We start from the raw sequence: 25,053 nt of genomic DNA on the forward strand, positions 1-25,053 counted from the left end.
CCACTTTTTTATAGCAAAGTTTCATTCATCAAAGCGAAAAATTTAATCCTATGGTGTATACCTTGGGCATGGGATTGTGCCCCGACTCGGGGTCCCACCCCGGCCAATCCGATACCGTCAACAGGTTTCTGGCAGACAGAAATAACCTTGCGTTTCCCACCTGTATCCGCTCCATCAGCGCGGGCGTAAGGGCATAGGACAGCGTGACATCCTGCACCCGCAGGAAGCTCGTTGTTTTGTAGGGTAGGATGTTGCCGCCGAATACAGTCGTATTTCTGCTCAGCCGGGGGTATTCATTCGATCGGTTTTCCGGAGTCCAATAGGGAAAATTGGCCGTGCTCCTGCGGTCATAGGTCGAGAAATCGGTGACCAACGGCGCAAACGCCCGGATGTGCCCCACATCGGCACGGACGAACACCGAGGCGGTGAAGTTTTTCAGGAAATTGAATTCGTTGCGCAGCCCGATCGTGTAGCGCGGCACGGTATAACCGATGAACTGCTTGTCCTGTAGTGCTTCATACACCAAATTACCATTCAGGTCTTCCACTTTATAATCACCGGGACGCAGATTATATTGAGCCGCCGCTTCCGCTTCTTCCTGTTGCCACACACCTTGGATATGGTAATCCCACACCACATCCAGGGACTTGCCGATGAACCACTGATTGCTGAAATCCGGTATCTCGCCGGTATGGGTGCGGCCTTCCAATACGTAAGTACCGGTTTCGCCAAATAAGCTCGTGATGCGGTTGCGGTTGAGCGAAAAATTCAAACTGGATGTCCAGGAGAAATTGGGCTTTTTGATATTCAAGTTACTCAAGGTAACTTCAAATCCCTTATTCGCCAACGATCCGATATTGGTGGTCACGCTGGAAAATCCTGTTATGGTTGGCAGCGAACGCTCAACCAGCAGCCTATTGGTCTTTGCGTCATAGTAATCCACCGTCAGGTTAAGGCGATTATTGAACATCGTCAGGTCTGCACCGAAGTTCAGTGATTCCGTTTCTTCCCAAGACAGCGCAGCATTGGACAGGCTGGAGGTATACACCCCCACCCTTGCATTTGTGCCATCATAGTATTGTACGGATTCCATCTGCGCAAAGGAGGCATACGGGCCAATATCCCGATTTCCGTTTTTCCCCCAGGAGACCCGCAGCTTCAATTGGTTGACGAAATCCGCGTGGAAGAACCCCTCCCGGTGGACCTGCCAGGCAACGGCCGCCGCAGGAAAAACGGCGTAGGGATTTTCCCGCCCAAAGCCGCTGAACCCATCCCGGCGGATCGACCCGGTGATCAGGTATTTATCCATGAGGCTATAGTTGATCCGGGCCATGAATCCATCGCCGGTATATTTGACGTCATTGGTATTCAGGAACGGGTTATTACCGAATTGCAGTCCCCCAAACCCCAACGTGGGACTAGGCTGGAACGACTGATTGCCGATCTCCGAGCCCCAGGACCTGAAATGCTCAGCATTGTATAGCAGGGTCACGTCAAAACCATGGACCCCAAATGTCCGGTTCCACTTCAAGAGGTTGTCTACCATCCATTCGAACGAGGAATTATCCGCCCGGGTCCCATAGCCATTGCTATACGTTTCCCGACCGGTAATGGTTTCGGTAGACCAGAAATTGTAGTCTTTGGTCAGCGTAGATCGCGGTTGAAACGATATCCGGTAAGTGATGCCAAACGGCAATTTTACTTCACCGTAAAGCGAGGCGAACAGGCTTTGGATGGTATAATCCCGGTCCTGCCCCAGGGTGTTGATCAGGGGATTCTGCGTGATGTACCCATGGGGGTAAAAGTTGATGGTGCCATCTTCTTCATACACACTTGAAAACGGGCTGACGAGAGAAAGGTTGCCCAATGATGCGGGCACGGCACTTTGATCGCGATAGGCGTACTGGGCATTCATCCCCACATTCAACCAATCGGTCACCTTCATATCCAGGTTGAGCCGCGACCGGACCGTGGCATATTGATCACCCACGATGATGCCCTCGTTGTCGAGGTAACCCAGCGACCAGAAATACTTGGCATTATCCGTGCCGCCTCCGATGCTGACATCATACTCCTGCCGATGGCCGGTTTGCATCACCTCATCTACCCAGTCGACCACATGCCCCTCCATATAGTTTGCCGCTTCCAAGGGGAAAAAGTTGAGCCGGCTAAGCCATTCCTGGGTATCGTCAGGATTGGGATTATTGCTCGCCGAACGCCAATCTTCAATGGAAACACCGGGTGGAAGCGCTTGTGGGTTGTGAAAATAATAGTCGGGCTGCGAACCACCTACGGTTCGCAAGAAATCCCGGCGGTAGTCGAGATAATTCGTTGCGCCGCGCGCGGCGTAAGCGGTGGAGGTGGCGTTCGTTGTCCCTTGCTTGGTGGAAACACTGATGGTCGGCTTGCCCGACGCGCCCCGCTTGGTGGTCACCAAAATCACACCGTTGGCCGCACGGGCACCATATACAGCAGCTGAACTCGCATCTTTTAAGATGTCGATGGACTCAATATCATTGGGGTTTATATCGTTGATGGAGCCGTTGTAAATCACCCCGTCCAACACCACCATGGGCGAGGTGGATGCATTGATGGAGTTTACCCCCCTGATTTCCATCGAGCTTCCGCCCGCTGCAGTCGTCCCTTGGTTGGCTTGGAAACCCGCAACCGTGCCGGCGAGCATATCCGTCAGCTGAGTCGTGCTCTGATCCTGAAAGTCCGCTGCATTGACCCGGTGTACGGATCCCGTCAGATCACTTTTCTTCGCCACACCGTAGCCAACGACAATGACCTCATCCAGCCCCGCCATGTCGTCTTCCATGACCACGTCAAGGGCAGCCCGGCCTGCAACCTCGATTTCCAACAGCTTATACCCCATGCTGCTGAACACCAGTATCGCATCGGACGCTATCCCATCGAAAACAAACCGGCCTTCGGCATCAGTAGCCGTACCGCTGTCCGTGTCCTTCACCTGCACGCTCACCCCTTCCAACGGAACACCTTGGCTGTTTTTCACCGTACCGCGCACGGTGACCTGTTGCATTGCCCGGTCTGCATGGACGAGCAGGGAGTTCGTTGCCCCCAGCAACGGGTTGGCTGACGCAAATGCGCCATTGGCGACAAGGAGCAACAACAGGGGGAAGCCGTATATCTTTTTCATACTTCTGTATTGATTTTTGTTCTTATACCGCGTAGTAACCAAACCTTCATCGCACCTGCGCGTGCACATCCTTGCACCCCTCCAATATGCGCTGCTCAATCCCCGTGGCCCATTTGGCCGGCAGTCCGAAAACCTTCTGGGAATCCGCACCTTCATACCCACCCTCTGCCAGTATGCGTTCTGATGGGATATAGCCCATTACATCATTGCAATACCCGAAGACGAAGGTGCCGTTACCGAACACTTCTTTGATGCGCAATGCATATTCGGTGACCAGTTCTCCCCCGAGCGCAAAGATGGTCTGCTGCCCCAGGGTCACACATTGTATGGGATAGCGGGCATAGGCGGTATCCAGTGGTTGCCCGGCATCCAGCTTTGCAAGCATACGTTTTGCCCAAGCCTTGAAATAAGCGGGATGTCCTTCTTCAGTCACCAATGCGGTGAGGTAAGCCCGGTCGGTCGTTCGCTCAAATGGCAGGGAAATCTCTTGATACGCCGTCCGGAGGGTAGGCTCCAACACGGTAAATACGTCATCTTCAATGGCGCATTCAACCGCGGCAGCCAGTACTTTTCCATAATGCCGGGCCAGGGCTACCGTGCGTCTCGGGATGGGGTTCTGATCCCCCCCGGCACCTTGCATGAACATTGCCTGCACGCCGGGATACCGGGCTTCCAGCTCCAGCTGCGCAAACCCGACATAGTCGCCCGACCATTCGTAGCCGCTCAAGACCGTGGGGTGACAGGCATATCCAAAAAGAATCGCGCTCATGTCTCCGGAAGCATCGGTTACCTTGATCAACGGCACGCTAAAGTCATTCGGTCCTTTCAGTTCGCTCAGCGTGGGCACCTCCGATTCCACGTTGTTCCGCCGGTTCACCTGGATGCGGGATAAACCGCTCCCGGCAGACACCTGCGCCGCTTTCAGATCAGCAATGGCCTCACCCACCAAGCGGGTAAGCTGGGCAGCCAGCCAAGCGGAGTACGCCGTCATCTTTCGCTGCTCCTGAACATCAATGGGATAAATATCCACCAGCGTGCCCGCCAATACCGGTCCGGAGTGGGTATGTGAACTGTTCAGTACCACATTGGCCCTCGGCACACCATGTAATCGCTGGATGGATGAAGCGATCGTATCCGCCAAGGATTGCTTAAACCCCAGCAGGTCGGTGGAGACAAACACCACCCGCTCTTGTCTCGAGTCTTCCAGCACCAAGACCTTGGCCCACAAATCGTGTATCTTCCCAGAAGAAGGTTTGTTCCTTGCGGCATAACCGGCCATCCACATGTGTTGTTGGGGAGTAATGATGCATTTGGCCATCCCGGCTTTCCAAGACGGGTCGGCTTCTGCCGACGCAGGGAGCGGTATACTGTTTGCAATACCCAAGTAAAGCATCACCTGCAGGACCGCCCGCACAAGTTGTCTGCCAAATCGTCTGTTATTCATAATTCCCCGCGGTGTTCGTGAATCCGCTTTACCGCGGCCGCAATCAACTCCATATCCTTTTTGTCGCCCAAGAGCATATTCTGGGTGAGCCAAACGGCTTGTTCATGGCACAATTTTTCGTTGTTCGCGCAACGATTGGCTTCACGGTAAGCATCAAAATCCAACAGCTGCGGCGGATAGGCATTCCGATAAAGCGCTGAATCGAATGCCGCTTTCAGGTAAGGCTGGTCGGTCAATACCGCGTAGCCGCTGCTGCAAGGCACCCCTTCTGCCCGTAAGGCTTCCAGGAACCGTTCGCGGGGCAGTCCGCCGAAGTCCGCTTGTACGTAACGGAACGGATAGAGGTGATAGGCGCCTTTGGTTACCTTCGGATACAAGGTGGCCGGATGGATTCCCGGTATATCACGCAGCAACCCGCTTAAATACCGGGCGTTTTCATCCCGCCTGTCCGTCTCCGCGCCCAGCCGTTCGAGCATGGCCAAGCCAATCGCCGCCTGGTATTCGGTCAGCCGTATCTTGGTACCCACCAGTACACTTCCGGAAGAAACCGTGCCCACCATCGCCCCGTAAGGCAATCCCAGGTTGTGGTAAGAAAAGCAACGATCGATGAACGTGTCATCGTTGCTGACCACCGCGCCGCCCTCACCGATGGGTAAGTTTTTTGAGTTCTGGAAGCTGAAGCACCCGGCATGGCCGATGGATCCCACCCGCTTGTGGTCGTACTCGGCCAAATGCGCCTGGCAGGCATCTTCAATGACCACCAGGTTGCGTCTGCCCGCAATTTCGATGATCCGATCCATATCCGCCGGCAGCCCTGCGATGTGGACAGGAATGATGGCTTTCGTCCTGTCCGTGATTTTCTCCTCGATTTTTACCGGGTCAATCTGAAATGTTTCCAGCTCCACATCGGCAAAGACAGGCATCGCCCCATTCGCCAACACGGCCATGACCGTGGCAATGAACGTATAGGGCGGGACGATCACCTCATCTCCCGGTCCGATACCGAAGTTAGCCAACGCGGTAATCAGGGCATTTGTGCCATTCACCACCGTCAGGCATCTTTTGGTACCGATGGCCTCGGCCCATTTCTGCTCGAACCGCTCGGTCACCTGCGCCCGCGACCATACGCCGCTCCTCAGCACATCCAGGATGTACCGCTCGTCCGTGGCCGAATTCCAGGCCGGCCATTTCGGCCACACCTTGCCGGCAAATAACGGTTTGCCGCCCAAGATAGCGGGGGCCTGACCGGTTGGCAGTGAGCTGAATACCGCAGGCGAAAAAGCCATGCCCAACCCGAGCAACGAACTGCTTTCAATAAATTTTCTTCTGGATACCTTCATGTCCGCTGAGATTAACCGTATTCCTTAGTTGTCTGTTCATGATGATCGCTTCATGATATCGCTCAATAGCACCGGCTTCCCCCCCAGCTTCTTGCTCTCGTCGGCCGCTTCCATGAATGCCATGATTTCCAGGGTCTCTGCCTGGTCGACCGGCGGGATGCCATCTTCGAAAAATGTGATGATCTTATAAAGCAATGGGATATACCCTCCGTACTTTCCGAGGGCCAGGTGTCCTTTTTCGCCGTAGACCATCCCCCCATAACCGTGGTTGCCCGTGCGCGTACCCCGGAAGGTACCGATACGACCATCTGCCCATGTACCCACGACGATATCGGTATGCTCGTGGTAAATCCGGGTCAGCCGCTCACATCCAGTACCCATGATCGCATACAGGATTTCCACCCCATGGATGCCATACCAAAACAGATCCGGATGCGTGGGTTCGATCGTGGCTGGACTGAACGCATCGGCCCCGGTTATTTTTCCGATATCGCCGCGCTTGACCGCATCGATGTTTTCGATATACCGCAGGGACGAAGATGAAAACACCGGAACCCGGTATTGCTCCGAAGCCTCGAAAATAGCCTTCACGTCTGCCAGCGATGCCGCCATGGGCTTATCGATGAACAGCCGCTTTCCGGCTTTGAACACAGGCAAAGCCTGCTCCAGGTGCAAGCGTCCGTCATTGGTTTCCAGCAGCACCGCATCGACCCGGTCCAGCAATGCAGGGATGGAATCCACGATTTCAACCCCTTGTGCGCGGACCTCCTCGATGTACCCCGGTATCCGCTTTGCGCTGCTTTCAATGGTCTTACTTCCGTAGGGATACGCCGCAACGACCTTGTAGCCCAGTAATTTTTCATCCGGAACTTCGGCGTTCAATGCCTTGGTAAAGGCCAGACTGTGGGAGGTGTCGAGTCCGATGATGCCGATCCGTTTGCCTGACTGACTCCCGCCGGTCCCGACCATCGATTTGCCGTCTGCCAATGCGCCCAATGCCAAGGTGGTAAGGGCGGAGTTTCTGATAAAGGTCCTTCTATCCATCATATTAAATCTTCAATTATACATATGGTGCCCAACGTGGGCATTCAGTGTCTACGGGTACGTACCCGTAATCTTCCTGAAAAAAGAGGCAATGGTTTGCCAAATGCTTCTTTTGAAAACTCCCTTGATTCTTGATAGGATTTACTAATCGGTAACGTACCCGCTAAGTAAGGAAATATTATTTGTAGTTCCAAAACAAAAGTTAATTTTTTCTGAAATCGTATTTACATTCGGAATACAATACCGCGTGGTGCTTCATTTCCTTTTATCTGACAGCCCGCTGTAACGATTTACTATTTCAATCGCCTTATTTTGATGTTTTTGAAATACGCTTTATCGCCGTGGGCCTGCAATAGGATGTGGCCGAATTCGGCTTCTCCATAGCTGCCGGTTTTGTACTCCTTGAACTTCGTGTCGGCTACCCGGTCTCTAAAGTCTGCCGAACCCCGTTCATACCGGAGAATCTGCTCGCCGTTCAGCCAATGTTCCACATGCTTACCGTTGACCACAATGCGGGCCTTGTTCCACGTCCCGGCCGCGTGTAGCCGTTTTTCACCCGGTGCATAGAGCAGATACAGGGATCCCGTACTGGTTTCCGGACTTTTATTGTCCTTCACCGTTTCATGCGTGAAATCGTCGATCAATTGGTATTCCGGACCGTTCAACACCGTCAAACCTTTCGAATTTTTCAGAGGAGAGACCAGGTATTTGACGCCTGTGTTTGCTGAGTCCGTTAGCTTGAAATCAAACACCAATTCAAAATTGGAAAACTGCTCCCGCGTGATGATGTCTTTTCCCTCCCGGCCGGGTAAGACGACCAGCATGCTGTCCTCCACCATCCAACCGTTAGCCGGAAAGTGATCACCGGCTATGCTTCGCCATCGCACATTCGGGTCTCCGCCGTGAAACAACCACTCCCAGCCTTCGGCTTTTTCCTGCAGTTGAAGCATTCCAGCGGCGAAACGCCGTCCAAATTCTGCTGCGGAGGGACTGTCGAAGTGTGTGCCGTCGCCGCCGTGCCATAGGCCTTCGGATGACACCACCCCCGTATTGGGAATGGTAGCCGGCAGTTTTGCCAGCTCGTTATTGATCCACTGATAACGCTCCCGATACCTCCCCAATTGACCTGCTACAAAAGGAAGCGCTGGATTTCCGACAACCGTGCGGATTCGTCCGATCAATTCACCCAGCTTGTCCAGGTATACCTGCGCCGCCGCCTCGTCGCTGTCGCTTTCGCCCTGATGCCAAATAACTCCCTTGATGGTGCCCGTTTCCAAGGCTTTTTCTATGCGCCTTACCGCGTCGTCGTAGGGGTGAGTATCCGTGCTTTCATCATAGGCTCCCGGCGCCCATTTCGCGATGGGTGTTCCCCCCACCGCACAGGGCACTAGTCCGATGACAGCCCCGGAATCGGCTTCGGCCATGGCCATCCCAAAGGTCAATCCAGGCCCGACACCGGCAACTTTAGGTTTGTCAAAATGGAGCGGGTGCCTGGCGGCAACCCATTCGCCTCGTTCATCAAACATCAATACACTCGGGTGGCCCTGGCTACTATATTCGTCCGAAATCGTCCCGCGGCCCGCCATGTTGGACTGCCCCATGAGGATGTATATATGCATATCGGATGTCGTCTCCTGCATGGCATTAAGCGGACGGCAGATCACCACCAACACCAGTAATACATACATCCGACTCACCTTAGCAGCGCTCGTCGTATGCGTTTTTGACTTTTTATGGGAAGATGTCATCATATCCATTCCTGTATCACACCGGTATCGGCAGCCTTATTGGCCAAATGCACCGCTATAGCACTCTGTTTTCCTGTTTCGACGTTTGAAAATGGTTTACTGCCTGTACGGATGCTTGCCGCAAAGCCCAATAATGCATAAGCCGTCGGGTCCCGGTTTTCGCCATCTTGAGTGACAAAGTCCAGCGGAATCGCCTCTCCCTGGCCCCAGGAATCTGCCGTGGCTCCGGTTACACCATCCACGGTAGCAAGTGTTTTCTTCACCGACTCTCCATACATAAAGGCCTTGGATTGCTGTACCTCAATGGTACCTTTTGTCCCCAGAATCCGGATGGAATATCCTTTATAAGCATTACCCAATATGGAACTTACATTGGCCTTCACCCCGCCGGGATACTCAAATATGGCCCGGATGTTATCATACGTTTCCCGGCCATCTTTCCAGTAGTCAATGCCTCCTATTGCTGTAACCCTCAATGGATGGTTACCCGTCAGCCAATTGACAATGTCGATTTGGTGGGCACACAATTCCGTCATCAGTCCACCTGAATATTCCCGGTACATCCGCCAATTGACCAAGCGCTCCAGTCCGGGCTCGGGAACCGGCCTTCTCCAATCCGAGTTGCGATGATATTGACATTCATACTGCAGCACATCACCAAGCCACCCGTTGTTAAGGACTTCAGCAATCCGATGATAAAGTGCAAAATAACGGTATTGATGGCCCACCTGAAATATCAAATTAGGATGGCTGTTCACCCACTGCTCCAGGTCAATCGCTTCAGCGATATCGTGTGTCATCGTCTTTTCAAGATACACATGCTTACCGGCTTCTAATGCCGCTGTGGCAGCTGGGTAGTGCAGGTGCTGCGGCAACGCGATGATGACGGCATCTATTTTTTTATCTTCCAGCAGCTTGCGGTAATCCGAATATCCCCTGGCTTGGCCACCGGCTGATGCCAGGCCCTGCTGAAGATGCGCCTCCAGGATATCACAACATGCCACCAGGCGTAATCCGGGGAGTTGTTGTATGATATTAGCGATGCCGCCGCCTCGGCTTCCCACCCCGATGAGCCCGAGCGCAAGCGCTGGTTGAGACTTACGCAGGCGGCTATTCCCCATGGGGACGGCCATAGCCGACAAACCCGCCAGCGTGAACATGCCAGTTGCCAGAAAATGCCTTCTCGAGACTGTGAATCCGTCGTTTTTACTATTTGTCATCTTCAATCGTGTTTAAATATTTGCTTTAAAACGTCATGGTAATCATTCGCGCATTAGCTGGTGTTCTGGCGCTGGGAAAAGCGCTGCATATTGCGTAGGAGGCTCAAAGATACCCCCGCTCCGGTCGTAAAAATCATCATCTAACTCAAAAACCCCGTTTTTCCGTTCGATCCACGATGCCCCGGCGCAGGGATGCCAGTTGCTCATCTGCTCCCAGTTTACGTAGTTGCTGTCGCCATTCGTTTCCATCAACGTCATGCCTATACCCGGGAAGGGTGCCAGACGAGCAGCCAAATTTTTATGCCAATCTACTAAGATGGGGTTCACCGTGAGATCGGCGCATATGCAGGGTATATTGCGTGCATGAGCCAGCTGAGCAATCCGGAGCGACAGGCTAAGTGTCTTGGCGATGCCTTTCAACACGACGACACTGTATCCCTGATCGATACGATTCAGCGTGCTCCGCTCATCATAAGCACTTTCATCTGCTGCTATCCGTATGCCCATGTTATGCACATCCTCCTCGTTGTTTTCCCCAAAAGGTTCTTCATAGAACAATATTTGCTCTAGGGCACCAATACGCTCGGCGTGGTCGATGTACCGTTGGAGTGTTTCTTTGTGCTCATAGCGGCCATTGGCATCCATGGTATACCACAGCTTCCCGTTGGGGGTACGATCCGTCCGGTAGTGTTTCAGTGCTCCATGTATCTGGGTCAGTCGTTCCATATCACGTTGTACCATCTCCTCTTGGCTGCCGGGGAACCCAGTTTTTATCTTAAAGACAAAATAACCGGCTTCGGCCGCGGCCTGTACCTGTGCCAAGGGCATCGTGTACGAAACCTGAAAAAGGATTCCTACCTGTTTGTTCCGATGGGCCAATGCCGGCCGATATTGGTCGGGTAACATGGCATCGAACTCCGTTATTCCATTTTCCGAAGCATACAGCAGCCACGCCGCATGATCTACGCTGACCAGCGCGTTGTAACTAAAATTCGCATTGATATCCCGCTTTCCGGTCAGCATGCGTGCATCCGCACAGACCGCCGGCCATATGGCATCCAACAGCTCAATAGGCGAACGGAATGCCGTCTGCCGGGCCCAACGGAGTGCTTTATTGGCTAAGAGGTACATCGTTGCATTCCCCTCCGCTTCCGAGCAGGAGGCGAAGAACTCCGCATCGCCGTACAGCACGCTTTGGGTGGCGAGACCGATACCACACTTTCCGGAAGCTGACTCCATCAACGAGGCCACTTGCCAAAGTTCCGTCAAAAAAGCGCCCTTAAAGCCAAAGGGATGCGCCAGCTTTTCCCGCATGAAATCCGAATCCGTGCTGACCAAGCGAATCTCCTTCATTTCCTTATTGCTGACGTTGTTCGATCAAAAATTTACGTACAAACGCATCGTCTGTCAAACCGGGATAGGCTTGGCAGACGCGCGTAATCTCATCGGCTTGACCGGGTGAAAGCTGCTCACCGGGATCCAAGCACCAGGTCCCAGCCATCAGCCCTTGCCGGCGGAGTACCTCATGGATACCCGGAATACAACCGTGGAAGTCATGTGCCGGATCAAAGATAGCCGCATTCATGTCCGTGACGGCCACTCCTTTTGTCAACAGCTCTGCCAAACCGACATCGTCCCCGTGACGGTAACGTTTTACCTCATCCAACAACGCCACCGCTGCATGTGTCCACACCGCCCAATGCCCCAGCAACCCTCCTTCGAAACGCTTGCTCACCTTTTTTCCCTTCACGTCAATGACGTAGGTAGTCAGTAAATCTGAGACGATATTATCGTCGTTACCTGTGTAGAGCGCTATTTCCTCATTCCGGCTGGCGTGGCACACCGCACGTACCAGCTCCAGGGTCTGATAGCGGTTGAAGGGTGCCGCCTTGATGGCACGCACATTCGGGATTTCAGCAAATTCCAGCCAGAAATCATACGAAAAAACCCGCCCCCCCACGCTGGGTTGAAGGTAAAACCCAAATACAGGAATGACCGCTGCCACTGCGCGGGCACGTTCCAGTATCTCCGCCTCGGTCTTTCCCTGCAGCCCGCCCATGCTGAGTAATCCTAGGTCATATCCGTACTTCAGCGCCAGTTCGGCTTCCCGCAGTGCTTGCTCGGTCCCGCCGCAAAGCCCTGCAATGCTGATGAAATGATCTTTGGCACCGGCTGCTGCAATCTCCTCGGCAGCTAATGCCAGCACCGGCTCATATAAACCTACTCCCGGATCCCGTATCGCAAACTGCGTGCTGTGCACCCCAACGGCTACACCGCCTGCCCCTGCGGCGAGGTAATAGCGTGTCAGTAATCGCTGATGCGCTTCATCCAGTTTACGTTCCGCCGTCAGCGCCAGGGGATGTGCGGGAATAACCGTACCTTCCTTCAATGTGGCTTTCTTCGCGGCCGAAAGCCCTGCTTGTCCTGCCATAATCTAAAATTTTCCTTTTCTTTCCTGAAAATGGGTGGGCTTGTTTAGCGCTTCTCCACCCTTGATTAACCATTGTGCCGTCACCTCGATGATCTCCCGTACGGTCACCCGTGGGTAACCGAACAGACGATGGCATGCCGACGCATTATTTAACAAGGCCGTCCCCTCTGCTTCGCCGACGAACACGGGTTCCTTACCAAACGACCGGCCGAATTGCTCCGCTATCCAACGGACGGACAAGGTCTCCGGCCCGGTCACGTTCAATACCCGCGCGGGCGACGTGCAATGGAGCAGGGAACGGATGGCAATCTCATTGGCATCGCCCTGCCAGATCACATTGACATTCTCCGTACGCAAATCAATCGGCTTCTCGTGGAGCACCGACTTGGCAATCTCGACCATAACCCCATAGCGGAAATCCACGGCGTAGTTCAGCCGATAAATCAAGACAGGCGTGTTGTTTTTGGCCGAAAAGTATTCAAACATGCGCTCCCTGCCGAGACAGGACTGGGCATATTCCCCTACCGGCTCCGGCTGAGTCTCTTCCGAGACACCTCCGGCCGTCACGGGCACAAACGGCAGCACGTTTCCCGATGAAAATGCCACGATATTCGACTGGCGGTATTTCTTGGCGACCTCACCGGGCAGGTAGGTATTCATCGCCCAGGTAAATGCTTCGTTGCCGGTAGTCCCAAATTTTTGTCCGGCCAGGTAAATCACATTGGGTGCATCCGGCAACGACGCCAGCTGCTCATCGTCCAGCAAGTCCGCGGCGATGGTCTCCACACCAGCGGCCTCAAGTTCCTCACGCATGGCCGGATTCGAAAAGCGAGATACGCCGATTATCCGTTGTCCGCTTCCGGCGATGTCGGCTGCGCGACGGGCAAGGCGGGCCATCGAAGGCCCCATCTTTCCGGCAACACCGAGTAGGAGAATATCTCCCTTGATGCGGCCGACATCTTCGACCAGCGCCGGGGAAGGTTCCAGCATCCGCTGCTCCAATTCGATTAATTCATCCATTTTTTCGTTATTTTAAGAATAATTCATTGAAGTTGTATACCGCTAGTACAAGGAGCGCCAAGAGGCCTGCAAGACCGGCCACGCGGATAAAAGGTGAGTTGACCTCGGGTCCCATCACCGCACGGTCGCAGGATATGCGATACATCACAATGCCAATAAACGGCACCAGGAAAATCGTGACACGTTGTGCAAACACAATCATTTCCAGCGGCGGCTTCTCATAACCGATGGCAATGGCACAGCCCGCTGTCATGACCAGTGCGATGAATACCTTCACGGTTTTTGCGTCCAACCCACTCCCGTAGCCAAATCCGTCGGACAGCATGGCTCCTCCAATGGTAGCATTGCCCACTACCGATGAAAAAGAAGCCCCGAACAGCCCGATAAGAAACAGGTACGAGGCATACTTCCCGAAAAGCGGTTCCAGTGCCTGGGCCATGTCCGAGGCCTTGGTCACGGGTATCCCCTGTCGATGCAATACCGCGGCTGCACAGATAATCACCACTGCACACATGACGCCCAACATGACAATACCTGCGGCTCCGCTGTTCTCATGCTGCTTCATCTGGGGATTGACCCTCCTCGCCGCCTGTATCAAGTACGCCTGATAGAACGCCCCCACAATGGAAAAACAGGATGCCGAAAAGGCGATGATCAATCCCAAGGATTCAGCAGGGATAACCGGAACGAGACCCGACACAATACCGCCTACGCTGGGTCGGGCGAGAAACATGGTCGTCACGAATGCGAAAAGCATCAATGCCACAATCCCGATCATCAGTCGCTCCAGCACCTTATAAAAGTCGCGGAAAAACAGCAATGCAATGCCGATGAGGTTAAAAAGAATGATCCAGGGCGCCATTGGCGTATGACTCGCTTCTGCGATGGAAATGCCTACGCCGATGGAATTCCCTGCCTGAAAAGAAATGGCCACCAAAAAAATACCGAAACCCATCAATCCCGACACCCACTTGCCATAACGCTGGCGGATAGTCGTAAGCAGTGATTGTTCGGTGGCCATCCCAATCCGGGATGCGATGTTGGTAAAAACCATCATGAAGAAGATGGCGACCACCACTACCCAGAGTAGCCCATAACCATAGGTGGCACCCATCTTGGAAGTAATGGTAATTTTGCTCGGCCCGAAGACAATGGCTGCCGTTACGACACCGGGAGCCAGGGTCATCAGCCAACGTTTGATATTATTCATCATTCAAAAACCTATTGTTATCAGTCATCACCAACCCGGATTTTACACGTTCGTGAGCTCAATCCGGAATCCGTTGTTCAATAGGGGTCAGCTGCACGCGTGATACCCAGAAAGGCCGACGAGCCATCAATGCATCAGGTCCATGTAGTATGGTTTTCAACTTTTCCTGAATTACGTGTACGTACCCGCAATCATGCTTAAAAAAACTAGTGGCATTCGTCAAAACACACCACTAGACTCCCTATGATTCGAGATCGGATTTATAATCGGTAACGTACCCGCTAAATAAGAAAATAATATCGAGCGCTCCAAATAAATTCTTACTTTTTTCTGTATGATGCACAGTGATCTATTTTCTGTCCTTAATTCTTGTAAAAGAGATAGTTTTCCTTAGTGATGATATCAATAGGCATGAACTGTTCTTTTTCAACGTTGGCTCCTGCGACCACATGCTGGAACAAGGCCATGATACCCTTGTAACCCTGTTCTTCCGGTTTCTGGCAGATGAGGAAGTTGATGACATCCTTCTTAAGGTATACAATGTTTTCGCTCAGAAAATCATAACCGACCAGGACTTTATCCTGTATACGCTTCCGCTCAAAATAATGCGCAACGGACTGGACACGGGAATTGGTTACGAAAACAGCCTCAATATCGGGATGAACCTGGAAAATCCAGTCTAGATCGGCATCGATCGAAGATTCATCGGTGTTACGGATATCGATTTTGACCAATTGGTTTGCTTTTCGTCCATTCTCATTGAAATACGCCCGGAACCCCTCTTCCTTGCGCAATAGGTGGTGGTAGCTGTCGATCTCCTTTGATATGTTAATGATCAATATTTTGCCTGCTTTCAATCCATACCCGATAAGGTGGCCGGCTTGGTATCCACTCTGGTACAGGTGCGGGCCGATATAGCACAGGCTGTCTTGGTCGGGAATATCGGAGTTGATAAATACATAAGGGATATTCCGCGCCCGGCAGCTCTCCGAAAACGCCGTGGCTTCGCTAATGAACGACGGAGCTAGCAACACGCCGTCATAACGACCCGCCAATACTTTCTCCGTCATCTTGGAAAACACCTTTTTATCGTTCAGGTCATAAAAAAATTGCTCTACAATGATGCCATATTGCTTCAATTCGGTCGCAGCGCGGTTGATGCCTGACAATGGCGCCTCCCAATAATCGGTTTCCTTGGATTGCGGAATGATGACCGCGAAATGGTTCGTTTTCTTTGACGCCAGGCGGCTTGCCAAAATATTGGGCTGAAACCCCATTTCGGCTATGATATCATTGATTTTCTTTTTCGTACTTTCTGAAACCCCTTTTCGGTTGTGTATCACACGATCGACGGTGGCAATCGAAACATTTGCTCTTCTGGCTATCTCTTTTACGCCCGATAGCGAATTAACTTGCTGTTTGGTCATCTTTTTTGTTCTTGTATCGTTTTATTTCAATCTGCCGCGACTTCCGGAATGTGTCTGCCTAAACCAGCAGGTTGCGCGACGAAATAACTAATTTTTTTTTATATATCCGCGAAAAGGCGTCGCAGCCCAACGCTTAATTCATCACTGTCAGAATTCCCGGCTTCTGCGTATCTTTGTCAATCCCTAGGGATTTAGGTGACTATCCATGGCAGAAGAACTACATATCGTTAAGGGCACGAAAGAAGCGCAATACCAGGCCCTGCTACCGCAATTGGAAGCGCTGGTTGCTGGAGAACGTGATCTGGTGGCCAACATGGCGAACATATCGGCGGTACTCAAGGCCCAGTTTGATTTCTTTTGGGTAGGATTTTACATCGTCAAGTCCGGCGAATTGGTGCTCGGCCCTTTCCAGGGTCCGTTAGCCTGCACACGCATTGCCAAAGGCAAAGGGGTGTGCGGTACTGCGTGGGAGCGGAGTGAAACACTCGTGGTGCCCGATGTGGATGCCTTTCCAGGACATATCGCCTGTAGCTCGCTGTCGAAGTCGGAGATTGTCGTCCCGGTGGTCAAGGAGGGAGAAGTGATCGCCGTATTGGATGTGGATAGTGAATACCTCGATCACTTTGACGAGGTGGACAGAATATACCTGGCCCAAATCGTAAAATTGCTCTAATCCACGTTGTCCCCTAGGTCGCATTTACTGATCCCCAACTTCTCTTATAGCGGGAAAGTTATAGGGAGATTCTAGGGAAGTTGTAGGGACTTTGTAGGGGCAAACACCTAGAAAAGCCCTTCAACTTATCAATGACATAGCTACTACTTTCAAGTGAGGTGGGAAGTTAGGTATCACCAATCTTGACGTTAGGGGGAAACATCCCACACCATCGCCCGTTTATCGTCGCTTACGGAAACGAGTTGGTTTTTATAACCATTCCATACCAGATCATTGATGGAAAGGAAATGGCTATCAAAGCCTTTTTCGAAGCTGATGATGCGCAGCAGCCTGAAATCATCAGCAGCCCAGATCTTGATGCTTTTATCCCGGCTGGCGGTGGCGAAAATGGGCAAGGTGGGATGATATTTGATCGCATATACGGTGAAGAGGTGCGGCGTGAAGGTATTGAACATCGAAAACCCGGCCGTCTCCAATACATTCAACTGGGCATCACGCGCGCCCGTGAGCAGGTATCGCCCATCAGGTGAAAAGCAAAGCGATGTGACCGGCATGGCATGCCCCGGCAACTCGGCCACAAGGGAATAGTCTGATGCGTTGTACAGGTTGATTTTGCCATCTTTTGTTCCGAACACGATCCACTTTTCGTCATTGCTGATGGCAATGGTCCGTACGGTCTGCTCGGCCACCTTGAAATGATATAATAACTGAAAGGTATCGGTATTCCAGATGGAAACCATACCGTCCTCGGAAGACAATACCAGTTCGGGTTTTGTCTTGAAGGATTTGACATCAAATACCGGGCGTTGATGATATTCGAGCCGGGCTACGAGCTCCTGGGTATCGGTATGCACAATGGAAGCCTTGCCATCCCGGGTGCCGATGGCCAGCAGCGGGGTATGGGCGATCATATGAAGTGCGTAAACGGAGGATTGGACGGGATGCAAGACGCGCTCGAATGCCATGTTCTCTAAATTCCATTGGACAACCCCCTTGTCATTGCCTCCGGTGAATACAATATGCGGACTGGCGCCATTCTCGACTGCAAATATCGGGTTCTGGTGCCCCGACAGTGTACCTGCTTTATGAACTTCGAGTTTGCTCACTGATGCCTGCTCGCTAGATTCCCGGCAATGGTTTCCAAGGAGACGTTCTTCTCCCGCAGCAATACGAGCAGGTGAAACAGCAGGTCGGATGCTTCGTTGACGAAATCTACTTCGCGTTCGGCCAAGGCCGCGATCACGGTCTCCACCGCTTCCTCGCCGACCTTTTGCGCAACTTTATTCAATCCGCGTTCACGCAACCTGTTTACATACGAATCTGCCGTGGGGAATGCATACCGATTATTGATGATATCGACCAGCTTGAAGATAAAATTCTGATTATAATCGGTGTTAAAACAGCTTCTGTTTCCCGTATGGCAGGTAGGGCCTTGAGGGGTCGCCTTGATCAGAACCGTATCCTGGTCACAGTCGATATGGATGCTGACCACTTCCAGGAAATGCCCACTCTCCTCGCCCTTGGTCCACAGCCTGTTTTTACTCCTGGAAAAAAAGGTCACCCGTTTCTCCGCTTGGGTTTTTTGCCAAGCTTCCTCATTCATATAACCCAGCATGAGCACTTCCAACGTCAGCGCGTCTTGGATGATGGCCGGGACGAGACCTCCGCTTTTTTCAAAATCCAACATATTCTTCTCCGTTAAAAATCACCTTACCTCAATACCATGCTGCCGCAAGTCATCTTTCAGTTCCGGAATCAAGATCTCCCCATAATGAAATACCGATGCGGCCAGGGCGGCATCCACATTGCTCCGTTTGAAAACATCCACGAAGTGCTGTTTGTTTCCTGCCCCGCCGGATGCAATCAATGGTATAGACAGCGTGTCATTGATCGTTGCCAGCAGCGCACAATCGAATCCATTTTTGGTACCGTCGTGGTCCATCGATGTCAATAAAATCTCCCCCGCACCGCGGCGCTCCGCCTCCCTGATCCAATCTTCGGTTTCAATATCGGTTTTCAGACGACCGCCGTTGAGGTGCACGTAATTTTTACCCGCCACAAAACGGGTATCTATGGCGACGACGACGAACTGGATTCCAAAAGCCTCCGCGAGTTGATTGATCAATTCCGGATTCCTCACGGCGGCTGAATTGATGGAAATCTTATCTGCGCCTGCATGCAGCAACACATCGGCGTCCGCCAGTTCGTTGATACCGCCGCCGATGGTAAACGGAATATTGACCTGCCTGGCCACGGCCTTCACTAATTCTACGGTGGTTTTACGCCGTTCATGGGTAGCGGTAATATCCAAGAACACCAGTTCATCAGCGCCCTGCCGCGAATATTGCCATGCCAGTTCCACCGGATCGCCCGCATCGCGCAGATTCACAAAATTGACGCCCTTAACGGTACGCCCATCTTTGACATCCAAGCAGGGAATGATGCGTTTGGCTAACATGATGACCTAAAAACGAATCAGGGATTTAAGATTCCATTCCTTGATCTGCTCGATGGTGATCAAGTTTTCATAAATGGCTTTACCCACGACACATGCTTCTACCTTGATGGCGTCCAACGCATTAATATCGTCCATTGAACTGATGCCGCCGGATGCAATAAGCTTGATGATCGGCGAATAATCGATCAATTTTTTATATAAATCGACACCAGCGCCGCCCAACTTGCCGTCTTTATTGATATCCGTGCATAAGAAGCGGAAGAAACCCAGGGAGAGGCAGCGGTCGATATAGTCCAGCAGCTTCACCGGGGAACTCTCCATCCAACCGGAATACTTAATGACCTCATCGAGCACATCGATCGCGATGACCACGTGATCGGCATATTTACGCCTGCCTTGGTTGAGTTTGCTGAGCTCATCCAAAAATCCCGGATTGGTGATGGCCTGGGTACCCACCACTACCCGATGGATGCCCGCATCCACCAGTTCTTTGACCTTCTCAATGCTGCGCACCCCGCCACCATACTGCACCTTCATGTCCGTATTGCGAACAATATCGAAGAGGTACGCCTGGTTAGAAAAATCCCCTTTGGCTCCATTGAGATCCACAATATGCACAAATTCGGTGCCGTTGGACTGGTATTTTTCAACCATCTCTTCGAGGCTTACCTCATAGACGGTCGCATCGTTATAGTTGCCTTCACGTAGGCGGACAACTTTTTTATCCAATACATCTATAGCCGGAATGATATACATATCTATTTATAAGGGTTGATTGTTAATATAAGTTTGAGAAATTCAACAATAATCTTTCGCCCGCTTCTCCGGATTTTTCAGGGTGAAACTGAACACCATAAAAATTTCGGTCCTGTAGCGCAGCTGAAAACTTCAACCCATATTCGGCAAAAGCGGCCGTAAAAGTAGCATTATATTCAATATAATAAGAGTGTACAAAGTAAAAGTAGGTATCTTTTTTAATACCGTCGAATATCGGGCAGTCATTTTCGTGGAAAACCTTATTCCAGCCCATATGCGGCACCTTGAGCGTTATTCTGTTATTGAAATGTAACGTATTGAGCGGCACAACGTCCAGCAAGGGGCTATTTCCCTCCTCCGAATACGTTGTCAGCAACTGCATGCCTACGCATATTCCCAGCACAGGTTTCGTAATCGAGGCAATGGAATCTGCCAGTCCCGATTCTTGCAGTTTGCGCATTGCCGCACCCGCATGCCCCACGCCCGGAATAATCAGGCGATCGTAACCCTCCAACTCGTTCACCTTGTTGACCATTCCATAGGGAATAGCAAGCCGATTCAACGCCGCAGTAAGGGAGAAGATATTCCCAGCCCCGTAATTGATGATGCCTGTCATAACACCCCCTTCGTGCTTGGCAATTCCATGTGCTCCGCATCACGCCTCACGGCTTTCTTGATGGACTTGGCAAATGCCTTGAAAATCGCCTCTATCTTATGGTGTTCATTTTCACCCTCCGCCTTGATGCTGAGGTTGCATTTTGCCGCATCCGAGAATGACTTAAAAAAATGGAAAAACATTTCCGTGGGCATATCGCCTATTTTTTCCCGTTTGAACGCGGCATCCCAAACAATCCAGTTTCGTCCCCCAAAATCAATGGCTACCTGTGCCAGGCAATCATCCATGGGCAGGGTAAAGGCATAACGCTCGATACCGCGTTTATCTCCCAATGTTTTGGCAAAAATTTCGCCCAGCGCGATGCCCGTATCTTCGATGGTGTGGTGTTCATCAATATGCAGGTCCCCTTTTGCATGCACCGTCAGGTCGATATTGCCGTGCCGCGCAAGCTGGTCTAACATGTGGTCGAAAAAAGGCAATCCGGTATCGATATCAGATTTTCCTTTGCCATCCAGGTTCAGTTTAATGTGGATATCCGTTTCGTTGGTCTTGCGGTGGTGCTCGCCCTGCCGGACACCCAATTTCAAGAACTCATAAATCGCTTTCCAATCCGCCGTCTCCAACGCAACCACCGTTTCGTCGATTTCATGGGCCTCGGCAGCCCCCAACGCATCGTTGTTTCGCAACCAAATGGCTTTGGCACCGAGATTTTGGGCCAGTTTCACATCATTGATGCGGTCCCCGATCACAAAAGAATGGGCCAGATCATATTTATCCGTATCGAAATAAGGGGTCAGCAGCGCCGTACCGGGCTTGCGCGTGGGTGCGTTTTCATGGGGAAACGTACGGTCGATATGTTCCGCCGCGAATACCACGCCTTCGCCTGCGAAGGTGTCGATGACAAACTGATGCACTGGCCAAAAATGCGCTTCGGGATGCGAAGCAGTGCCCAATCCGTCCTGGTTGGTTACCAATACCAATTCAAAATCAAGCTCTCTCGCAATGCGCGGCAAATACTGCAGCGCCCCCGGATAAAACTTCAACTTGGCGAAAGAGTCGATCTGCTCGTCTTCCGGCTCGACGATCAGGGTGCCGTCGCGGTCTATGAATAGTAATCTTTTAATTATGTCAGGCATTGCTTTCCGAATTCAAAGATAGGCTAATTTTCCAAATGAAAGTCCGCCAAGGCCGTCATCAATACCCTGTTTTCCTCGGGCGTCCCTACTGTTATGCGCAAGCAACCGGCACACAGCTCCACGCTGGAGCGGTTGCGCACGATGATCCCTTTATCCACCAGATACCCATAGATCTCTCGCGGGGCGGTGGTCTTAGCCAGCATGAAATTGGCATCCGAGGGATATACCTGCAGCACGAAAGGCAGCGCCTGCAACGCGCTCGACAGCTTGTCGCGCTCGGTGACGGCCTCCTTGATCCACGTGTTGACCTGCTCTACATTTTCCAGCGCTTGCAGTGCCAGTTCTTGGGTTGCTTGATTGATGTTATAGGGAGGCTTTATCTTATTTAGCACCTCAATGATCTCCTCACTTGCGAAAGCCATTCCCAACCGCAATCCGGCCAGTCCCCACGCTTTCGACAGCGTTTGCAGCACCACGAGGTTGCTGTATTCTGTCAGTTCCTGAATAAAGGTCTTCTGACGGGAGTAATTGATGTAAGCCTCGTCGATCACGACCAACCCGTTGAAGTTGGCCAAAACGGTCTCGACGTCTTCCCGATGCAATGAGTTGCCCGTGGGGTTATTCGGAGAGCAAAGGAAGATCATCCGCGTGTTGGCGTCGATGGCTTCCGCGATGCCTTCCAAATCAAGCTGGAAATCCGTTGTCAGGTTCACTTTCTTAGCAGCCACATCATTGATATTGGCCGAAACTTCATACATCCCATAGGTAGGTGGCGTCAATAGCACGTTGTCTATCCCCGGCCGGCAAAAAGCCCGGAACAGGAGATCGATGGCTTCGTCGCTGCCATTGCCCAGAAAGATGTTGCGTGCAGGCACTCCCTTGATGCTGCTCAATTTCAATTTCAGTTGCTGCTGCAGCGGATCGGGATAACGGTTGTAGTGATGGGCCAACGGAGAGCCGTAAGCGTTTTCATTGGCATCCAAGAGGACGGATGCTTCTCCTTTAAACTCGTCACGTGCCGACGAATAAGGAACCAATTTGCGGATATTCTCCCTTAATAGGTTGGTCAAATCAAATGAATTAGCCATTTATTATATTCATTATATCGTATACCAGTTTCCTTCGAGCGCCAGCTGCGTTGCCTCAAATACCGTTTTGCTTTCATCCAACAAGGGTTTCAAATCCTTGTAACGTGCTGAATAATGTCCGATCAGCAATTTTTTTGCCTGCACTTCGGTCGCTATCAAGCCCGCCTGCAATGCGGTTGTATGATAGGTTTCCTGCGCCCGCTCCAACATATCATGCAGGAAGGTAGCTTCATGATAGAGCAAATCCACCTGCTGGATATGGGGTAGGTAGCCTGCTGTTTGTACCGTATCGGAACAATAGGCATAGCTACGGGGCACGGGTGGGGCCAGGGTCAACTCCTGCCAACGGTGTACCGTTCCATCGGGTGCAGTGTAGTCATGTCCGTGCTTCACTAAGGGCAGGTATGCGCTGGGAACCCCAATCGCTTCAACCTTTCCCCGGTCAATGGCGGGCGGGCGCTGCTTTTCGTCAAATCGGAATCCCGTGCACGCAATGCGGTGGTCCAGCGGAAAGCTGCTCACCCGAAGATGTTCATTCTCCAAGATTACGTCAGGTGCTTGGTCTTGGGTGGCATGGATATGCAACGGATAGCGCAGTACGGTCTGCGAATGTTTGAAATGCAGCTCAATGATTTCCTTCAGGGGCGGCGGACCGTATACATGCAGTTCGTCTTTACGGCCGATCAGGTGCATGGACGAAACCAGGCCGATGAGCCCTAAGTAATGGTCGCCATGCAAGTGACTGATAAAGATATGCTTAATACGGTTGCTCCTGACACCATATTTAATCAACTGCACCTGGGTACCTTCGCCGCAATCCACCAAGTACAATTGCTCATTGACATTGATGAGTTGCGCGGTGGGGTTACGGCCATAAATAGGTGTGGCGGAGCTGCTTCCTAATATCAATACTTCAAATTTCATCCCTCTTCTACAGCACCCCTCAAGTCCTTTTCGAGCTCTTTTGAGAAAATTAAATCCTCAGCCTCGGCGGTGTTTGGCGCGACGGTCAACACCCCATCCAACTTGCACATTGAAATCAGGTTTTTGATCTGTTGATTCGCACAGGCGAGAATGAAGACCCCTCCGGTCGACTTGCACAGGCGATGCGCCAGGAGCCCGGTACGTAAACCCGAAGAATCGGCTTCCCTCACATCTGACAGATCAAGGACAATGTTGTGCTGCCCGCCGGAATTCCGCAACAGGAATTCGTCTTTAATTTTTGGTGCCGAATCGCCATCAAGTATCTCCACATGGGGCTGGATGATGACATATTTTTCGTGTTTATCGATGGTGAATTTCATAACAACAATGCTAATGGTAATAAACATCAACTGATACCCTGTATCGCTGCAGCGATATTGCGCTGCACCCGCTCCAAGGTATCGGTATCTTTCGGATAGGCAAATCGCTCACCCGTAATGTGTTCGAAGAGCTCAATGTACCTTTCAGAAATCGAAGATACGATTTCGTCTGTCATTTCAGGCACGTTTTGTCCTTCTTTTCCCTGAAAACCATTTTCAATCAACCATTTGCGTACAAACTCCTTGGATAGCTGCCGCTGCGGCTTCCCTTCTCGTTGCAAGGCTTCATAGCTGTCGGCATAGAAGTACCGCGATGAGTCGGGCGTATGGATTTCGTCAATCAGGTATATCTGTCCATCCAAGCTGCCAAACTCGTATTTGGTATCTACCAAAATCAACCCGCGTTCCGCGGCCAGTTCGGTACCGCGCTTGAACAGCGCTCGGGTATACGCCTCCAGCTGCGCGTAATCGGCTTCGGATACCAGGCCCTGTTGCAAGATGCCGGCGCGCGAGATGTCTTCGTCATGCCCTACCGCCGCTTTGGTGGTAGGTGTAATGATGGGTTCGGGCAGGCGGTCGTTTTCGTTGAGCCCCGCTGGAAGCGCCTCCCCGCAGACTTCGCGTTTTCCGGCTTGATACTCCCGCCAGGCATGTCCGGAGAGGTATCCACGGATGACCATTTCTACTTTAAACGGCTGGCATAGGCGGCCAATGGTCACGCAAGGATCGGGCACTTCCATGACCCAGTTGGGCACGATGTCTTCCGTTGCGCGGAGGAATTTCGCAGCAATCTGGTTGAGTACTTGCCCTTTATAGGGTATGGCCCGGGGAAGCACGACATCAAATGCCGAAATGCGATCGGTCGCTACCATCGCTAAATATTGATCGGCAATGGTGTATACATCACGCACCTTGCCCCTATAAAAGGCGGTCTGCCCTTCAAAATGAAAATTTGTCTCTTTTATGGTATTCATAGCA

At 51.9% G+C, this 25,053-nt stretch carries 22 protein-coding genes; 1 reads left to right on the forward strand and 21 read right to left on the reverse strand.

The window, feature by feature from the left end:
* Window positions 1-28: 28 nt before the first annotated feature.
* The 11 genes from ACMGDE_RS10550 to ACMGDE_RS10600 all read right to left on the reverse strand — a co-directional run bounded on the left by ACMGDE_RS10550 (window position 29) and on the right by ACMGDE_RS10600 (window position 16,044).
* A complete protein-coding gene (locus ACMGDE_RS10550) occupies window positions 29-3,160 on the reverse strand; it encodes a SusC/RagA family TonB-linked outer membrane protein (RefSeq protein ID WP_436832750.1) in 3,132 nt (1,043 codons plus the stop codon).
* A 46-nt stretch (window positions 3,161-3,206) separates the two neighbouring features.
* The gene (locus ACMGDE_RS10555) at window positions 3,207-4,604 is read right to left on the reverse strand and encodes a neutral/alkaline non-lysosomal ceramidase N-terminal domain-containing protein (RefSeq protein ID WP_436832751.1); all 1,398 of its coding nucleotides are present in this window, start codon (window positions 4,602-4,604) and stop codon (window positions 3,207-3,209) included.
* A complete protein-coding gene (locus ACMGDE_RS10560; protein ID WP_436832752.1) occupies window positions 4,601-5,944 on the reverse strand; it encodes a DegT/DnrJ/EryC1/StrS family aminotransferase in 1,344 nt (447 codons plus the stop codon). Before ACMGDE_RS10560 ends, ACMGDE_RS10555 begins: the two co-directional genes overlap by 4 nt.
* A gap of 36 nt (window positions 5,945-5,980) precedes the next feature.
* On the reverse strand, window positions 5,981-6,988 hold the full coding sequence (locus ACMGDE_RS10565) for a Gfo/Idh/MocA family protein (RefSeq protein WP_436832753.1): 1,008 nt from the start codon (window positions 6,986-6,988) through the stop codon (window positions 5,981-5,983).
* Between the two features lie 293 nt (window positions 6,989-7,281).
* The gene (locus tag ACMGDE_RS10570; protein WP_436832754.1) at window positions 7,282-8,736 is read right to left on the reverse strand and encodes a sialate O-acetylesterase; all 1,455 of its coding nucleotides are present in this window, start codon (window positions 8,734-8,736) and stop codon (window positions 7,282-7,284) included.
* Entirely contained in the window at window positions 8,736-9,956 is a 1,221-nt protein-coding gene (locus tag ACMGDE_RS10575; RefSeq protein WP_436832755.1) for a Gfo/Idh/MocA family protein, read from the reverse strand. The genes ACMGDE_RS10570 and ACMGDE_RS10575 overlap by 1 nt, the downstream gene beginning before the upstream one ends.
* Window positions 9,957-9,998: 42 nt before the next feature.
* On the reverse strand, window positions 9,999-11,309 hold the full coding sequence (locus tag ACMGDE_RS10580; protein ID WP_436832756.1) for an enolase C-terminal domain-like protein: 1,311 nt from the start codon (window positions 11,307-11,309) through the stop codon (window positions 9,999-10,001).
* A 4-nt stretch (window positions 11,310-11,313) separates the two neighbouring features.
* Window positions 11,314-12,387, reverse strand: coding sequence for a dihydrodipicolinate synthase family protein (locus ACMGDE_RS10585; protein ID WP_436832757.1), 1,074 nt, complete (start codon window positions 12,385-12,387; stop codon window positions 11,314-11,316).
* 3 nt (window positions 12,388-12,390) lie between these two features.
* Entirely contained in the window at window positions 12,391-13,407 is a 1,017-nt protein-coding gene (locus ACMGDE_RS10590; protein WP_436832758.1) for an NAD-dependent epimerase/dehydratase family protein, read from the reverse strand.
* Window positions 13,408-13,414: 7 nt separating this feature from the next.
* On the reverse strand, window positions 13,415-14,617 hold the full coding sequence (locus tag ACMGDE_RS10595; RefSeq protein WP_436832759.1) for an Nramp family divalent metal transporter: 1,203 nt from the start codon (window positions 14,615-14,617) through the stop codon (window positions 13,415-13,417).
* A gap of 362 nt (window positions 14,618-14,979) precedes the next feature.
* Window positions 14,980-16,044 carry a LacI family DNA-binding transcriptional regulator gene (locus ACMGDE_RS10600; RefSeq protein ID WP_436832760.1) on the reverse strand — a complete coding sequence of 355 codons (1,065 nt, stop codon included), beginning with the start codon at window positions 16,042-16,044 and terminating at the stop codon, window positions 14,980-14,982.
* A gap of 205 nt (window positions 16,045-16,249) precedes the next feature.
* On the opposite strand from ACMGDE_RS10600, the gene ACMGDE_RS10605 reads away from it, so the two are divergent.
* Window positions 16,250-16,717, forward strand: a complete 468-nt coding sequence (locus tag ACMGDE_RS10605) for a GAF domain-containing protein (protein ID WP_436832761.1) — start codon at window positions 16,250-16,252, stop codon at window positions 16,715-16,717.
* A gap of 188 nt (window positions 16,718-16,905) precedes the next feature.
* Here ACMGDE_RS10605 and ACMGDE_RS10610 read toward each other — a convergent pair whose 3' ends face one another.
* From ACMGDE_RS10610 to ACMGDE_RS10655, 10 genes are read right to left on the reverse strand one after another with little or no spacing between them, the layout of a single operon-like run.
* Window positions 16,906-17,823, reverse strand: coding sequence for a WD40 repeat domain-containing protein (locus ACMGDE_RS10610; RefSeq protein WP_436832762.1), 918 nt, complete (start codon window positions 17,821-17,823; stop codon window positions 16,906-16,908).
* The gene (gene hisIE, locus ACMGDE_RS10615) at window positions 17,820-18,404 is read right to left on the reverse strand and encodes a bifunctional phosphoribosyl-AMP cyclohydrolase/phosphoribosyl-ATP diphosphatase HisIE (RefSeq protein ID WP_436832763.1); all 585 of its coding nucleotides are present in this window, start codon (window positions 18,402-18,404) and stop codon (window positions 17,820-17,822) included. Before hisIE ends, ACMGDE_RS10610 begins: the two co-directional genes overlap by 4 nt.
* 18 nt (window positions 18,405-18,422) lie before the next feature.
* Window positions 18,423-19,175 carry an imidazole glycerol phosphate synthase subunit HisF gene (gene hisF / locus ACMGDE_RS10620; RefSeq protein WP_436832764.1) on the reverse strand — a complete coding sequence of 251 codons (753 nt, stop codon included), beginning with the start codon at window positions 19,173-19,175 and terminating at the stop codon, window positions 18,423-18,425.
* A 6-nt stretch (window positions 19,176-19,181) separates the two neighbouring features.
* Window positions 19,182-19,931, reverse strand: a complete 750-nt coding sequence (locus tag ACMGDE_RS10625; protein ID WP_436832765.1) for a 1-(5-phosphoribosyl)-5-[(5-phosphoribosylamino)methylideneamino]imidazole-4-carboxamide isomerase — start codon at window positions 19,929-19,931, stop codon at window positions 19,182-19,184.
* 22 nt (window positions 19,932-19,953) lie between these two features.
* Complete coding sequence (hisH, locus tag ACMGDE_RS10630) at window positions 19,954-20,547, reverse strand: imidazole glycerol phosphate synthase subunit HisH (RefSeq protein ID WP_436832766.1); 594 nt, start codon at window positions 20,545-20,547, stop codon at window positions 19,954-19,956.
* Window positions 20,544-21,683, reverse strand: coding sequence for a bifunctional histidinol-phosphatase/imidazoleglycerol-phosphate dehydratase HisB (gene hisB / locus ACMGDE_RS10635; protein WP_436832767.1), 1,140 nt, complete (start codon window positions 21,681-21,683; stop codon window positions 20,544-20,546). The genes hisH and hisB overlap by 4 nt, the downstream gene beginning before the upstream one ends.
* 23 nt (window positions 21,684-21,706) lie before the next feature.
* On the reverse strand, window positions 21,707-22,771 hold the full coding sequence (gene hisC / locus ACMGDE_RS10640; RefSeq protein ID WP_436832768.1) for a histidinol-phosphate transaminase: 1,065 nt from the start codon (window positions 22,769-22,771) through the stop codon (window positions 21,707-21,709).
* Between the two features lie 12 nt (window positions 22,772-22,783).
* Window positions 22,784-23,695: a ribonuclease Z gene (locus ACMGDE_RS10645; RefSeq protein WP_436832769.1), complete on the reverse strand. Its 912-nt coding sequence runs from the start codon at window positions 23,693-23,695 to the stop codon at window positions 22,784-22,786.
* Window positions 23,692-24,075, reverse strand: coding sequence for an STAS domain-containing protein (locus ACMGDE_RS10650; RefSeq protein ID WP_436832770.1), 384 nt, complete (start codon window positions 24,073-24,075; stop codon window positions 23,692-23,694). The genes ACMGDE_RS10645 and ACMGDE_RS10650 overlap by 4 nt, the downstream gene beginning before the upstream one ends.
* Before the next feature lie 26 nt (window positions 24,076-24,101).
* The gene (locus ACMGDE_RS10655) at window positions 24,102-25,049 is read right to left on the reverse strand and encodes a phosphoribosylaminoimidazolesuccinocarboxamide synthase (protein ID WP_436832771.1); all 948 of its coding nucleotides are present in this window, start codon (window positions 25,047-25,049) and stop codon (window positions 24,102-24,104) included.
* Between the last annotated feature and the right edge of the window lie 4 nt (window positions 25,050-25,053).

The sequence above is a fragment of the Parapedobacter brassicae genome (assembly GCF_051400755.1).
In the GTDB taxonomy this organism is placed as follows: Bacteria; Bacteroidota; Bacteroidia; order Sphingobacteriales; family Sphingobacteriaceae; genus Parapedobacter.

What these genes read in the sequence shown, in the direction of transcription:
- ACMGDE_RS10600 (WP_436832760.1), bottom strand. Translation starts at nt 16,044, where the DNA reads ATGACCAAACAGCAAGTTAATTCGCTATCGGGCGTAAAAGAGATAGCC.
- hisH (WP_436832766.1), bottom strand. Translation starts at nt 20,547, where the DNA reads ATGACAGGCATCATCAATTACGGGGCTGGGAATATCTTCTCCCTTACT.
- ACMGDE_RS10560 (WP_436832752.1), bottom strand. Translation starts at nt 5,944, where the DNA reads ATGAAGGTATCCAGAAGAAAATTTATTGAAAGCAGTTCGTTGCTCGGG.
- ACMGDE_RS10590 (WP_436832758.1), bottom strand. Translation starts at nt 13,407, where the DNA reads ATGGATGAATTAATCGAATTGGAGCAGCGGATGCTGGAACCTTCCCCG.
- ACMGDE_RS10655 (WP_436832771.1), bottom strand. Translation starts at nt 25,049, where the DNA reads ATGAATACCATAAAAGAGACAAATTTTCATTTTGAAGGGCAGACCGCC.
- ACMGDE_RS10625 (WP_436832765.1), bottom strand. Translation starts at nt 19,931, where the DNA reads ATGTATATCATTCCGGCTATAGATGTATTGGATAAAAAAGTTGTCCGC.
- ACMGDE_RS10555 (WP_436832751.1), bottom strand. Translation starts at nt 4,604, where the DNA reads ATGAATAACAGACGATTTGGCAGACAACTTGTGCGGGCGGTCCTGCAG.
- ACMGDE_RS10645 (WP_436832769.1), bottom strand. Translation starts at nt 23,695, where the DNA reads ATGAAATTTGAAGTATTGATATTAGGAAGCAGCTCCGCCACACCTATT.
- ACMGDE_RS10585 (WP_436832757.1), bottom strand. Translation starts at nt 12,387, where the DNA reads ATGGCAGGACAAGCAGGGCTTTCGGCCGCGAAGAAAGCCACATTGAAG.
- ACMGDE_RS10575 (WP_436832755.1), bottom strand. Translation starts at nt 9,956, where the DNA reads ATGACAAATAGTAAAAACGACGGATTCACAGTCTCGAGAAGGCATTTT.
- hisC (WP_436832768.1), bottom strand. Translation starts at nt 22,771, where the DNA reads ATGGCTAATTCATTTGATTTGACCAACCTATTAAGGGAGAATATCCGC.
- hisIE (WP_436832763.1), bottom strand. Translation starts at nt 18,404, where the DNA reads ATGTTGGATTTTGAAAAAAGCGGAGGTCTCGTCCCGGCCATCATCCAA.
- ACMGDE_RS10580 (WP_436832756.1), bottom strand. Translation starts at nt 11,309, where the DNA reads ATGAAGGAGATTCGCTTGGTCAGCACGGATTCGGATTTCATGCGGGAA.
- ACMGDE_RS10565 (WP_436832753.1), bottom strand. Translation starts at nt 6,988, where the DNA reads ATGGATAGAAGGACCTTTATCAGAAACTCCGCCCTTACCACCTTGGCA.
- ACMGDE_RS10595 (WP_436832759.1), bottom strand. Translation starts at nt 14,617, where the DNA reads ATGAATAATATCAAACGTTGGCTGATGACCCTGGCTCCCGGTGTCGTA.
- ACMGDE_RS10550 (WP_436832750.1), bottom strand. Translation starts at nt 3,160, where the DNA reads ATGAAAAAGATATACGGCTTCCCCCTGTTGTTGCTCCTTGTCGCCAAT.
- ACMGDE_RS10650 (WP_436832770.1), bottom strand. Translation starts at nt 24,075, where the DNA reads ATGAAATTCACCATCGATAAACACGAAAAATATGTCATCATCCAGCCC.
- hisF (WP_436832764.1), bottom strand. Translation starts at nt 19,175, where the DNA reads ATGTTAGCCAAACGCATCATTCCCTGCTTGGATGTCAAAGATGGGCGT.
- ACMGDE_RS10570 (WP_436832754.1), bottom strand. Translation starts at nt 8,736, where the DNA reads ATGACATCTTCCCATAAAAAGTCAAAAACGCATACGACGAGCGCTGCT.
- ACMGDE_RS10605 (WP_436832761.1), top strand. Translation starts at nt 16,250, where the DNA reads ATGGCAGAAGAACTACATATCGTTAAGGGCACGAAAGAAGCGCAATAC.
- hisB (WP_436832767.1), bottom strand. Translation starts at nt 21,683, where the DNA reads ATGCCTGACATAATTAAAAGATTACTATTCATAGACCGCGACGGCACC.